General features: G+C 67.5%; 12 protein-coding genes and 1 pseudogene. 8 read left to right on the forward strand and 5 right to left on the reverse strand.

All coding sequences use genetic code 11. From position 1 onward, the window contains the following. The first annotated feature begins 11 nt into the window (after nucleotides 1-11). Both AB3K92_RS15030 and AB3K92_RS15035 read left to right on the forward strand, forming a co-directional pair. Entirely contained in the window at nucleotides 12-317 is a 306-nt protein-coding gene (locus tag AB3K92_RS15030; protein ID WP_021159202.1) for a Panthothenate synthetase, read from the forward strand. Between the two features lie 13 nt (nucleotides 318-330). Beyond that, a complete protein-coding gene (locus tag AB3K92_RS15035; protein ID WP_059676968.1) occupies nucleotides 331-525 on the forward strand; it encodes a hypothetical protein in 195 nt (64 codons plus the stop codon). A 103-nt stretch (nucleotides 526-628) separates the two neighbouring features. Here the strand turns inward: AB3K92_RS15035 and AB3K92_RS15040 are convergent, their stop codons facing one another. Continuing rightward, on the reverse strand, nucleotides 629-1,429 hold the full coding sequence (locus AB3K92_RS15040; RefSeq protein ID WP_048023079.1) for a helix-turn-helix transcriptional regulator: 801 nt from the start codon (nucleotides 1,427-1,429) through the stop codon (nucleotides 629-631). Nucleotides 1,430-1,554: 125 nt separating this feature from the next. On the opposite strand from AB3K92_RS15040, the gene AB3K92_RS15045 reads away from it, so the two are divergent. Continuing rightward, on the forward strand, nucleotides 1,555-2,961 hold the full coding sequence (locus AB3K92_RS15045) for an APC family permease (RefSeq protein ID WP_059853679.1): 1,407 nt from the start codon (nucleotides 1,555-1,557) through the stop codon (nucleotides 2,959-2,961). 64 nt (nucleotides 2,962-3,025) lie between these two features. After that, nucleotides 3,026-4,135, forward strand: a complete 1,110-nt coding sequence (locus AB3K92_RS15050) for a P1 family peptidase (RefSeq protein WP_042974866.1) — start codon at nucleotides 3,026-3,028, stop codon at nucleotides 4,133-4,135. Between the two features lie 144 nt (nucleotides 4,136-4,279). Here AB3K92_RS15050 and AB3K92_RS15055 read toward each other — a convergent pair whose 3' ends face one another. Next, entirely contained in the window at nucleotides 4,280-4,492 is a 213-nt protein-coding gene (locus AB3K92_RS15055) for a hypothetical protein (RefSeq protein ID WP_048023078.1), read from the reverse strand. 155 nt (nucleotides 4,493-4,647) lie between these two features. Further along, nucleotides 4,648-6,831: an FUSC family protein gene (locus AB3K92_RS15060; protein WP_369465345.1), complete on the reverse strand. Its 2,184-nt coding sequence runs from the start codon at nucleotides 6,829-6,831 to the stop codon at nucleotides 4,648-4,650. 199 nt (nucleotides 6,832-7,030) lie between these two features. Between AB3K92_RS15060 and AB3K92_RS15065 the strand changes: the two genes are divergently transcribed. After that, complete coding sequence (locus tag AB3K92_RS15065; RefSeq protein ID WP_027791525.1) at nucleotides 7,031-7,978, forward strand: LysR family transcriptional regulator; 948 nt, start codon at nucleotides 7,031-7,033, stop codon at nucleotides 7,976-7,978. A gap of 150 nt (nucleotides 7,979-8,128) precedes the next feature. Here AB3K92_RS15065 and AB3K92_RS15070 read toward each other — a convergent pair whose 3' ends face one another. Then, nucleotides 8,129-8,431, reverse strand: a complete 303-nt coding sequence (locus tag AB3K92_RS15070) for a DUF4148 domain-containing protein (RefSeq protein ID WP_021159193.1) — start codon at nucleotides 8,429-8,431, stop codon at nucleotides 8,129-8,131. Nucleotides 8,432-8,645: 214 nt separating this feature from the next. Beyond that, nucleotides 8,646-9,788, reverse strand: a complete 1,143-nt coding sequence (locus tag AB3K92_RS15075) for a porin (RefSeq protein WP_059650757.1) — start codon at nucleotides 9,786-9,788, stop codon at nucleotides 8,646-8,648. Nucleotides 9,789-10,437: 649 nt separating this feature from the next. Here AB3K92_RS15075 and AB3K92_RS15080 point away from each other — a divergent pair. The 3 genes and pseudogenes from AB3K92_RS15080 (at nucleotide 10,438) to AB3K92_RS15090 (ending at nucleotide 12,516) form a co-directional block, all read left to right on the forward strand. Beyond that, nucleotides 10,438-11,772: a chloride channel protein gene (locus AB3K92_RS15080; protein WP_369465346.1), complete on the forward strand. Its 1,335-nt coding sequence runs from the start codon at nucleotides 10,438-10,440 to the stop codon at nucleotides 11,770-11,772. 275 nt (nucleotides 11,773-12,047) lie between these two features. Next, a pseudogene (locus AB3K92_RS15085) lies at nucleotides 12,048-12,176 on the forward strand (STM2901 family protein); the annotation flags it as partial. Further along, nucleotides 12,169-12,516, forward strand: coding sequence for a DUF1493 family protein (locus tag AB3K92_RS15090; protein ID WP_059623051.1), 348 nt, complete (start codon nucleotides 12,169-12,171; stop codon nucleotides 12,514-12,516). The pseudogene AB3K92_RS15085 and the gene AB3K92_RS15090, both read left to right, overlap by 8 nt. Nucleotides 12,517-12,686 lie beyond the last annotated feature (170 nt).

Here is a 12,686-nt window from a genome sequence, read left to right on the forward strand (position 1 = left end):
GGAGGATGGTCATGCGCATGCTTCTCAACATACGAATCCCACACGAGCCGTTCAACACGCTGGTGCGGGACGGCAGCGTCGGCGACGTGATCTCGCGAATACTCGAAGCGGTCAAGCCGGAGGCCGTGTATTTCACGGAGCAGGGTGGCGGGCGCGGGGCGGTCGCGATCGTCAACGTGGATGACCCGTCGCAGATCCCCGCGCTCGCGGAGCCGTGGTTCCTGATGCTGAATGCCGACTGCGAGTTCCGCGTGGTGATGTTGCCGGACGATCTCCGGAACGCCGGGCTCGCGCAACTCGGCGCGAAGTGGCGGTAGCGGGGAGCCGCGCATGCGTGTGCCGCTGCCCGAAAACCGGGTGAGCGGCATCGCGCGGCGTTCGCGCGCCGGCTATCGCGCAGCCGGTGGCGGCTCGACGTTCGCCGCTTGCCTGTCCTTCGGTCGCAACAGCAGCAGCAACAGCAACAGCAGGCCGCTCAGCGCCGCCGCGGCAACGCATACGAAAAAGAACCGTTCGTTCCATTGAATCTCGCATGTCGGACGCTGCGCCGCCGGCATTCCCCGCCGTGGCGCCGGGTTCCGGCAGGAACGTGAAGACCGCCGGTTGCCATCCGTCCGGATCGGCGCGGTCATCCGGCCGCGTCTTCCCCCAGCGCCTGGATGAAGCGCGAGAACAGCTCGGGCTGCGAAGAAATCCCGAGCTTCGCGTACAGGTGCCGCCGATGCACCTTCACCGTTTCCGGCGAAATCGCGAGCCGCTCGGCGATCGCCTTCGACGAGTTGCCGCGCAGCACCATTCTCGCGATCGACATCTCGCGGTCGGTCAGCACGCCCGCGCCGAAGCGGGCGAGTGCCTGCTCGACCCGCGCGCCGAGATCGGCGTCGGGCGTCGCGCGTGCCGCGTCGCCCACCAGCCGCCAGTGCTGCCGGATCGCCGCGAGCACCCACGGCATCGCGGCCGTCAGCTTGCCGAGCGGCTCGACGTCGAAACGCGTGCCCGCGCCGAGCGACAGCGACAGCAGCATGTCGGCGCTCGGCCGCACGAGGATCTGGATCTCGTCGTCGCCCACCGCGTCGCGGAAATAGCTGAGGAAATACTCGCTCTGCCGGAACAGGTCGGGCGCGACTTCCTCGAGCCGGTAACAGCCGTCGGCGAGCCCGTCGTGCGCGGCCTGCAGGAACGGGTCGAGCAGATACACGCCGTTCAGGTAGAGCGGCACGGGCGACGCGGCATCGGTGCCGCCCGTGTCGTATTCCTCGAGCACGAGCGGCACCCCGTCGGGGCCGATCGCGGTCGCGAGCGCGTTGTCAAACGGCACCATTTCATTGAGCAGCAGCACCAGGAAGCGCCAGAAGCGCGGCTGGCCGAGATGATCGATTGCGCGGCCGAGCGCCTGGTGCATCGCGATTTCGGAAAAGAGACGATCCATACCACCACCGGAAGGGCGTAACACGAAGGGGGAATAGCAGTCCTGAAATTGGCTTCCTAGACTGCCACGCAATCAGTCGGGCCCGAGTATGGGCGTTCAAAAAAGCGCGGAACAGGAGAAACGAAATGGCGATGATGTCGGAATCGACGGGCACGCTGCAAGCGGCGCCTGCAACGGAGGACGCGCCGCGCGCGCTGTCGCAGACGCTCAGCGTGCGCGATGCGGTGATGATCACCGTATCGGGCGTGACCCCGGCCAGCTCGATCTTCGTGATCGCGCCGTTCGCGATCCAGCAGGCCGGCAGCGGCGCCGTGTTGTCGTTCGTGCTCGGCGGCGTGCTCGCGCTCGCGTTCGCGCTCTGCTACGCGGAACTCAGCGCCGCGCACCGCAGCGCGGGCGGCGAGTACGTGATGGCCAAGCGCGTGTTCGGCACGCTGCCCGGCTACCTGACCTTCATCACGGTGCTGTCCGTCAGCGTGTTCATCCCGGCCGTGCTCGCGAGCGGCGCCGCGCCTTACCTGAACAATGCGCTCGGCACGCACTTCAGCAACCAGTCGGTCGCGTTGACGATCGTGCTGCTCAGCTACGTGCTCGGCATGCTGAACATCAAGACGAACGCGTGGATCACGGGTGCGTTCCTGGTGGTCGAGATCGGCGTGCTGATGCTGATCGCGGGCCTCGGCTTCGGTTCCCCGCATCGCGGCGCCGACGCGCTGGTCGCGCCGGTCGTCGCGAGCGGCAACGCGCTCGTGCCCGCGACGCTGGCCGCGATCGTTCCGGCGATCGGCACGGCGATCTTCTGCTACAACGGCTTCGGATCGGCCGCGTATCTCGCGGAAGACCTGCGCGGCGGCAACCGCAACGTCGCGAAGGCGGTGATCTACTCGCTGCTCGTGATCCTCGTCGTCGAACTGATTCCGCTCACCGCGATCGTGCTCGGCGCGCCGTCGCTGACCGAGCTGACTAAGAGTGCCGACCCGATCGGCTATGTCGTGCGTTCGCTCAGCAACCCGGCGGTGTCGCGCGTGGTCAGCGGCGGGATCTTCCTGTCGGTGTTCAACGCGATCATCGCGATCGTGATCACGATGGGCCGGCTGCTGTATAGCAGCGGCCGGCACGCGCTCTGGTCGCGCACCTGCAACCGTGCCTTCTCGACGATCCACCCGCGTCTCGAATCGCCGTGGCTCGCGACGATCGCGCTGGCGGTGCCGTCGGCGGGGCTCGTGTTCGTGTCGAGCCTCGACGAGCTGACCGCGTTCACGGTCGACCTGCTGCTGCTGATCTACCTGGTCGTCGGGCTGGCGGCGCTCGCGAGCCGGTTCGTGCGCCGCGACGTCGAGCATCATTACCGGATGCCGTTGTGGCCCGTGACGCCGCTCGTCGCGGTGGCGGGCGCCGCGTACACGCTCTACACGACGCTGGCCACAGCCACGAAACCGACCGACCTGATCATCATCGGAGGGCTGCTGGTCGCCGCACTCGTGATGTACGGGGTGTGGGCGCGACACAGCGAGGCATTCCGCGCGCTCTGAGCGACGGATCGACACCATGCAACACCGATATACCGAACCACTGAAAGACTGGAGGAACTGCATCATGCGCACGAGGGATCTCGGCATCCGCATCGGACTCGGCACACCGGGCCGCTTCAACGCGATCACGGACGTTCCGGGCGTGCGGGTCGGACATTGCACGCTGAACGAGGAGAACGGCGACGCATCGATCCGCACCGGCGTCACCGTCATCGAGCCGCGCGCGGGCGCCGCGCACGATTCGCCCTGTTTCGCGGGCGTGCACGTGCTGAACGGCAACGGCGATGCAACAGGGCTCGAATGGATCCGCGAAGCCGGGCTGCTCACCACGCCGATCGCCTATACGAACACGCACAGCGTCGGCGCGGTGCGCGATGCACTCGTCGCGAACGAACGCGAAGCGGCGGCGGGCCGCGTGTACTGGTGCATGCCGGTCGTGATGGAAACCTATGACGGCCTGCTGAACGACATCTGGGGGCAGCACGTGAGCGCCGCGCATGTGCAGCGCGCGCTGGCCGCCGCGCAGACGGGGCCGGTTGCCGAAGGCGGCGTGGGCGGCGGCACGGGCATGATCTGCCACGAGTTCAAGGGCGGCATCGGCACCGCGTCGCGCGTGCTCGCGGCCGATGCGGGCGGCTGGACCGTCGGCGCGCTCGTCCAGGCGAACTACGGCGTGCGCGAGATGCTGCGCGTGGCCGGCTATCCGGTCGGCGAAGTGCTGCGGCACGTGCCTTCGCCGTTCCGTGCGCCGGACGCCCAGGGCGAGGCCGGGATGGGCTCGATCGTCGTGACGATCGCGACCGACGCGCCGTTGCTGCCCCACCAATGCACGCGGCTCGCGCAGCGTGCCAGCGTCGGGCTCGCGCGGGTCGGCGGCGGCACCGAGGATTCGAGCGGCGACATCTTCCTTGCGTTCGCAACGGGCAACGACGGCCTGCCGGCGGCGAACTACGGCAGCAAGGGGGCGCCGACCACCGGCGTGAAGATGGTCAACAACGACCATATTTCCGCGCTGTTCGTCGCGGCGGCGGAAGCGGTGGAGGAAGCGATCGTGAACGCGCTCGTCGCGGGCGGCGACGTCGAGTCGCGCGGTGCGCGGGTCGAAGGGCTGGGGCAGGCGCGCTTGCTGGATGCGTTGCGCGAGGTGGGCTGGCGGCCGGGGCGCGGCGCCTGAAACGGCATGCGCCGCTTCAATCGAAGCGGCGTGGGGTGGAGCGGCGATGCGGCGATCGGCCGGGCCGCGATCGGCCGGGCCGCCGCTCGCCCGCGCAGGTCATGCGGGCGGTGCGGGCCTGGCCGTGACGACGCGGCGTCATGCTCAGCTGCCGAAGTAGATGTTGCAGAAGCTGACGGGGCCGACGCAGGCGTTCGGGTCTTCCTGCTTCGATTGCGTACGATCGACGCGGCCGGCGGCCTTCACGGTTTCGACGCGGTTCGCCTGTTGCTGTGCGGCGTCTGCCGGTGCCGGCTGTGCGTGAGCGACAGCAGCGGTGAGCGACAGGGCAACGAGGGCGAGGTGCAGCGGCTTCATTTCGGTTTCTCCTGGGTGAGTGCCAGTCTCGCTGGCAGTGAGGAAACTATAGGCTCGCACTGCTTAAAGATTAATCACCGCGCCTGTAGAGCATATTTCCATCCGGAACAAGGATCCCGTTGCGCACGCACCGATCGTCACGGGCATCGATGGCATCAATGGCGATGCCGGTTGAACGGCGCGTCCTTGTCCAGCAGCGCGCTGCGCATGAAGTGCAGGCAGCCGACGATGCGCTGCATGCGATGCCGTTCGTTGGGCACCGCATACCACGCCTGCAGCGCGTGCTGCGCGGCGCGGATCGCGAGATTCACCGATTTCAGCGTGCGTGCGTGATGGCCGGGCGTCGGATCGTCGAAGAAGCGCGGCAGCTCGTGCAGCACCGCGTCGATCGAGCCGGTCCAGCGCAGCGTCTGCGGCGGTTTCGATGCGCGGAACGCGTTCATTTCGTCGCGCAGGTCGATCACCGCGTGGCCGACTTCGAGCGTCGACAGCATCCAGCGCAGCGCGTCGCGATGCTGCCGCGTGCGCCGCACGAGCAGCGTGCGCAGTTGCGCCATCAGGTCGTGCGTGCTCGACTGGAAACGCTGCGCGAGGCCGTCCGGCGCGCCGTCGCACGCCAGCGTGACCTGGCGGCGCAGGTCGTGCGCGATGCGGCCCGTGAGCCACGGCATGTGAGTCGGGAACACGACCGCGAACACGAGCGAGCACGCGAGCATCGCGATGACGACGGCCAGGCCGTTGTTGATCAGCACCTCGGGCGTATACGCGATCGCGTTGTCGGGGCCCGCGAGCAGGCAGAAGAACACCGCGAAGCCGATCCCGTAGCCGGACAGTCCCGGCCGCATCGCGAGAAACGCGCCGACGCCGAGCACCGGCGCGAGCGCCGCGCACAGCAGCGGAAAGCCGTCGATGTTCGGATACACGTAGCACAGGAACAGGTAGCCGACGGCGGTCGCGAATGCCGCGCCGGCGCTCATCTGCGCCACGAACTTCGGCGCACGTGGCGACGTCGAGCTGAGCGCGCACGCGATCGCGGTGGCGGTCACGGCAAGCGGGCCGCTTGGCCATTCGGAGGCGATCCAGAACACGCTCATCGCACCGACGGCGACGACCGTGCGCAGGAACGCGAAGCCGACGAAAAACGTATTGGTCTTCACCGCGTAATGCGTGACCGAGCGCTCGAACGCATGGTCGTCCTGATCGAGCGACGCATAGGTGTCGGCGTAGCCGAGGTATTCGCCGATGAAGCGGTACAGCAGCTCGATCGCGGTATCGAAGTCGAGCAGGCCGCCGGGCGCATGTTCCTCGATGTTTCGCCGCGAGGCGCGCGCGGCTTTCGGCAACGCGCTGTGGAAGCGGCGCAGATCGAGCAGTGCACCGGCGGCCGGCGCGATGCCGCGTTGCCGCTCGTCGCGCAGCGCGGCGAAACGCTGCGCGAGCGCATCGACATGCGGCGCGAGCGCATCGAGCACCGCGTCCGAGCCGTTCGCGCGCAGCCGCTTGACGAGCTGGTGCAGCGCATGCAGCCGCGTGCACGCGTTCATGAACTCGCTGTTCAGCCGCGCGAGCCGGCGGCTGCGCGCGCGAATGTGCGGATCCTCGAACGACGCGAACGCGCGATTGGCCTCGAAGCCGACGATGTCGTCGACGAAATCCGCGAAGCGCCGCTCGAAATCGCCGCGCGCGACGTCGCCCGCGAGTGCGCCGGCCGTGAACGCCGCGAACGTCGCATGGCGGGTGCCCAGCGAGCGCATCAGCGCCTTCGCGGAGCTGAGCGGCAGGATCAGCGCGCTGACCGCGCCCGAGCAGGCGATGCCGAGCGCGACTTCCGCGGCGCGCGTGAGCGCGGACTGAAACAGCGTCTGCGGCGTCATCACGGCCGGCAGGCCGATCAGCGCGGCCGTATAGCCGGCGAGCACGAAGCCGTACCAGCGGAAGTGGCGGTTGCGCACCGCGAGCGCGATGCAGCTGCCGATCCACAGCGTGATGCCGGCCATGTACAGCTCGGGCTGCTGCGCGAACAGCCCGCCGAGCGCGAGCGCCGCGACGAGTCCGGCTGCCGTGCCGAGCACGCGGTAGAAACTCTTCGCGAACACCATTCCCGACAGCGGCTGCATCAGCACGAACACGGTCGTCATCGCGGTGCGTGGCTGCGACATCTCCAGGCGCATTGCGATGCCCATCGCAAGCAGCGCCGCGAACACGGTTTTCGCGAGGTGCAGCCAGATCAGCCCGTCGCTCGCGGCCCAGTCGCGTGCCGCGTCGCCGAGTGGATCGAGCCATGTCCTCCATCGTGCCGGTTCGATGGAAGGTCGCTCGATCGCAGGTTGTGGCTTCATGAAAAGAGGGGGCCGGTACGGGGCCGGCGAGGTGCACGGCACGTCCGAACGGGTCCGTTCGACTGATGAGGCGCCGATTGTAGGAGCGCGGCGCGCGCGCATTAACGCAGCTGCCGGGAAACGATAGTTGCAGCCGGAGTAACAATCTGTCGCATCCAGTGGAGGAAAATAGCGGCTCCGCTACAGGTTGCTCACAGGAATGGATACCCTACAAAACATGCGGGTGTTTTCGCGTGTCGTCGAGACGGGCAGTTTCACTGCCGCCGCGCAATCGCTGAATTCAACGACGGGTGCGATGTCGCGCGCGGTGTCGGAGCTCGAGGCGCGCCTGCGTACCCGTCTGATGAATCGTTCGACGCGCCGTCTCGCGCTCACGTCGGCCGGCGAAAGCTATCTGCGGCGCTGCCGCCAGATCCTCGCCGACGTCGATCGCGCGGAAGAAGAGGCGAGCTGCGCGCACGAACGGCCGGCCGGCGTGCTGCGCATGCACAGCTTCGCGAGCGTCGGCCATCACTATGTATTGCCCGCACTGACGCGCTATCACGCGCAGTTTCCGGACGTGTCGATCGAGCTGTCGCTGTCGCAGCGCATGCCCGACCTGTTCGACGGGACGAGCGACATGGCCGTCGTGACCGCGTCGTCGCTTCCCGATTCGGAACTCGTGTCGCACCTGCTCGGCTCGACCTTCAGCATCCTGTGCGCGTCGCCCGACTACGTGAAACGCCACGGCGCGCCGGCCCGTCCGCAGGATCTCGCCGCGCACGCGTGCCTGACGCTGTGCACGCCGGCGTTCCCGACGCACGAATGGGTGCTCGAAGGGCCCGAGGGCGTCGAGCAGATCCACGTCGCGGGGCCGGTGCAGACCAATACGGCTGAATCGCTGGCGCTCGCGATTCGCGACGGCATCGGGATCGGCATGCTGCCGCTTTACTCGGCGATCGACGCGCTGCGCGACGGCACGCTCGTGCGCGTGCTGCCCGCGCACATCCTGCAGAAGATGAACGTGTACGCGCTGTATCCGTCGCGCCGCTTCGTCGATGCGAAGGTGCGGACGTGGGTCGAGATGCTGCGTGCCCAGGTGCCGGGGATGATCGCGCGCGACGTCGAGATGCTGAACGCGATCGACCGCGAACCGCAGGCCGCCTGAGCGGCCGACGCATATCGGCGCATCGCCGTATCGCCGGCTTCTTCTCTTCAGTCGGCTGCTTCTCTTCACGCGAATTTCGCCAATCACGCCAACGCGACGCGCCGCGCCCACGGTACATCGTCCCCGTGGGCGCGGCGCATCGTCATGACGTTACAGCGCGGGCTTTGCCGCCGCGCCCGATTCCGTTGCCGGCTCGCCGGCAGGGCCGTATGCGGCGTGCGCGGCCTTCTGTTGCGCGAGGCGCTTTTCGTGGAGCCGCTCCTGTGCCGCGAGGATGTCGTCCGGATAGTTGATGGATTCGCCGCGCGCCGGGTTGTAGCCGACCGATTCGAGGTCGATCAACTCCTGCAGCACTTGCGCGCGCGTGACGGGCGACTTTGCCGACTGGGCGAACGACAGGGCCGGTGCAGCGAGCAGGACGGCAGCGGCGGCGGTAACGACGAGCGATTTCACGAGGTTCTCCTGGGTACGGGGTAGGTGGCCGGCGCGACGCGCGATGCGTGCCCCCGACCTTCGCTGGCAGTCTACGCAGCGCCCGAGCGCGTAAAAACCCCGATTCCAGGCAGGCTGCCTTCCAGATGGAACAACATTGATGCGCCGCCCGCCGCGAACGAACCCGCATGCGAACGCAGGTGCGTGAGCGACGGGCAGCGATGCATCGCGTCGATCAGAAGCGCGTGCGCATGCCGATCGTGCCGACGATCTGGTTCGCGGTGCTCGATGCGCCGCCCGAGCCGTCGATGAACGCCTGGTAGCCGCGGCCCGATGCGTGCTGATACATCGCTTCCGCGTAGACGTCCGTGCGGCGCGACAGCTTGTAGACGGCCTGCAGGTCGACCTGATGCCACTTCGGATCGGTGCCGTGCCTGCTGTCGGGGTTCGACACGGTGGCGTCCGTGTACACGTAGGCCGCGCCGAGGCTGACGGCCGGCGTCACCGCATAGCGCACGTTCACGTCGTAGTTGTTGAACGCGACCTGGCCGGTCGAGCCGAACGAGCCCGTGTTGTCGTACTGCGAGCGCGTATAGACGAAGCCGACGGTGGCCGGGCCGAACCCGTAGCTGATGCCGCCGCCGTACGAACGCATGCGGTCCGAGCCGATCGACCAGCCGCCCTGGTTCAGGCTCTTCGCTTCGGCCGCGTCGGTCGCGCCCGGGCTCGCGCTCGTCGAGCCTTTCGTGCCGTTCATCTGCAGGTACGCGCCGGCCAGCTTCAGCGGGCCGTTCGTGTAGCTCGCCGCGACGCTGTATGCGCGGTTCGCGCCGAAGCTGGTCGCGTTCGAGAACGCGTACATCGCGCCGACCTTGAAGCCCGCATACGTCTCGCTCGTGTACTTGACCGCGTTGTTGATGCGCAGCGAGTGGTTCAGGTTGTCGTTGTCGAACGGATGCGCGAAGCTCGTGTCACCGAGGTCGCCGGCCGTGGCGGACAGCGGCGCGACGAAATCGACCATCGTGTCGTACTGGCGGCCGAGCGTCAGCGTGCCATAGCCGCTCTGGCTCAGGCCGACGTACGCGTGGCGGCCGAACAGCTTGCCGTCCTGCCCGAGCCCGCCGTTGTTCACGTTGAAGCCGTTCTCGAGCACGAACAGCGCCTTCAGGCCGCCGCCGAGATCCTCGGTGCCGCGAAACCCGAGGCGGCTGCCGTTGACGGTGCCGCTGTTCAGGCGCCACAGCGACGCGCCGTTGGCGTTGTTGGTGTAGACGATGCCGGCATCGATCAGGCCGTACAGCGTGACCGAGCTCTGTGCGTGAGCGAGCGGGGCGAACAGCGTGGCGGTGCATGCGCCGGCGACGAGGGTTTTTTTCAAGTGAGGCTCCTGCGTGTGGGAGGGGAACAAAAGTTCGGCGCAAGTATAGGAACGCAACCCGCGCGCAAGGCCGCCGGGGGCCGCGAGCGCACCTTTCCGGATCGGGCAAGAGTCGTTCACAAAACTGACACGACGCGCCGCGCGCGCGTGACGGTAGTGGTTTTTGCACGGTCGCACGCGGGCGGTATCCGTCCGTCGCGGGCGTGCTGTCGCGTCGTTGCAACATGAGCGGGGCGTGGCGCGGCGGTGGATCGGTGCGACTGGCGCGCGGAGAGTGGCTCGCCTGAGCCTACGCCCACGACCGGCAGCACTCGCGTTCAAACGCGGACGCGTGCACGCGTCGACGCGCTTCATCCAGGCTCGTCAACCGGATCGCGCGACCTGCCGGCTCGAAGCACGCGGCCGTTCTCACGAATTCGCCGCAACGGGAAGGCGATCCCGCGGCGTGAACCGGCACGCATCACGTATCCGCATTGAAGCGGGCGGTGAACTTCGGGCTGTCTCGACCCGCCGGTCTTCGTGTATTCATTAAATACATGAGTCGATTCGAAAAATACGTTTGTCTCATGATTGTCGCCGGCCTACGATGCGGACCTGACGACGGCGTGCGTGTTGCGCGCCGTCTTTTTCGATCCAATTCGCGAACCCCATGCGCCCCGATCTCCCGTCCGCTCCCGCATCCCCTTCGCCGGCCGCCAGCCCGTTCGCGCGCATGGCCGTCGTCACGATCCTGACCGGCGCCGGCGCGGGTCTCGGCGGCATGCTGCTCGCGCTGCTGCTGCATGCGATCCAGCACGTCGCGTTCGGCTACAGCATCGCGCACGTGATCGGCACCGAGAGCTTCCTCACCGGCGTGACCGGTGCCGATCCGCTGCGCCGGCTCGCGGTGCTGATCGTTTGCGGGATCGTCGCCGGCGGCGGCTGGTGGGCGCTGTACCGGTATGGCCGGCCGCTCGTCAGCATCCGCCGCGCGGTGCGCGCGGCCGATCCGCGGATGCCGGTCGTCAGCACGACGATTCACGCGCTGCTGCAGATCGTCACCGTCGCGCTCGGCTCGCCGCTCGGCCGCGAAGTCGCTCCGCGCGAGATCGGATCGATGCTGGCGGGGCAGCTTGCACATCGTGCGCGGCTCACCCCCGACGATTGCCGGCTGATGGTCGCGTGCGGTGCGGGCGCGGGCCTCGCGGCTGTCTATAACGTGCCGCTCGGCGGCGCGATCTTCGTGCTCGAAGTGCTGCTCGGCACGTTCGAACTGCGTGCGCTGGTCGTGGCGGTCGCGACGTCGGCGATCGCGGCGGCCGTTGCGTGGATCGGCCTCGGCAACGAACACCAGTACACGGTGCCGCCGTTCGTGCTGAGCACGCCGCTGGTGACATGGTCGATCGTCTGCGGGCCGCTGTTCGGCTTCGCCGCATATGGTTTCGTGCGGCTCACGACGCGCGCCCGGGCGAACGCGCCGAAGGACGGGCGGCTGCCCGTGCTCGCGCTGCTCAACTTCGCGGTGATCGGCGTGCTCGCGATGCGTTTGCCGCAACTGCTCGGCAACGGCAAGGGCCCGGCGTCGCTGGGTTTCGACGGCACGCTGACGATCGGCCTCGCCGCTGCGCTGCTCGTGCTGAAGGTGCTGATCGAGGCCGGCAGCCTGCGGGCCGGCGCGGAAGGCGGCCTGCTGACGCCGGGCCTCGCGAACGGCGCGCTGCTCGGCGTCGTGCTCGGCGGGCTGTGGAGCCTCGTGTGGCCGGGTGCGTCGATCGGCGCCTGCGCGCTCGTCGGTGCAACCGCGTTTCTCGCCGCGTCGATGCAGATGCCGATCACGGCGGTCGTGCTGCTGCTCGAGTTCACCCGCGCGGATCACGACAGCCTCGTGCCGATGCTGCTTGCCGTGGCCGGGTCGCTTGTCGCGTATCGGGTGGCGCAGCGGTGGAGTGAGGGGCGGGCGAAGGCGATGGAGGTGGTCAAGGAGCGTGCTGCGGCGATGCGTTAATGCGCACATGCAGCCAGGAAGCGAGCGACGTTTGCGCTTTTGTCGCCAACGGGTCACCGAAAATAGACGATTTGTATCCGTTCCACGGCAAGCCATTGCCGCGAGGATCCGTGCTGCACGACGAAGCTGTCACGATCAGAAGTGCAAGCGTGGAGCCGCATTAAAGGAACGATATCCGGTCGATCGCTTGCGTCGGAATGCACGCTTGCGACAGCCTTTGCTTCCATGGGGCGGTTGTCCCTCCCGAGTCGTTCACGATAGCCTTTTCCGCTCGTTCAAATGTCGGGTGCGCCGTTCCAGGAGCAGGTTGGGTCCTCCTGGCAACGGATATCTCGCTGATCACTTATCGCGCGATCGGCACGTACAACAGCATCGTGAAGCCCGAGGATCGTTTGTATGGCTGACGCGTGGAAAAACCTCGAAGCGTTCATTGCGACCGATATCGGCAAGTTGCCAGTCGATCGGATCGAACTGATGCGGGACACAGACCTCTATCACGATCTCGATATGGAGCCGGAGCACATCGATGCGTTCGTCCGGCGATGGGCCGTGACGTTTGACGTCGACTTGTCCATGTTCGACATCCACGATTACTACCCGTCGGCGAAGCTCGGCATCGGTTCGTTCCTTGCCACGGTCGTCAGATCGCCGTTCAGCAACAAAGCGCGCGAAATCCTGGGTGGCCGGTCGCTCACACTCGGCATGATGGTCGAGGCGATGGAGCGCGGGCGCTGGACGACATGACGAACGCGGTGCACTGATCGCGGCTGCGAAGCGGCTCGAGCCCGTCCCGCCACTTGTTCCTGTTTCCCTGTCGGTACCGCCGCGCGATCGCGGCCCCGCGCATGCCAAAGCGCGCCCGCCGGTTCTATGCAAGAATCCGCGCGTTTCCGCGCATCAACCCACAATCACAC

The organism is Burkholderia sp. Bmkn7, assembly GCF_041103175.1.
GTDB classification, from domain to species: domain Bacteria; phylum Pseudomonadota; class Gammaproteobacteria; order Burkholderiales; family Burkholderiaceae; genus Burkholderia; species Burkholderia cepacia.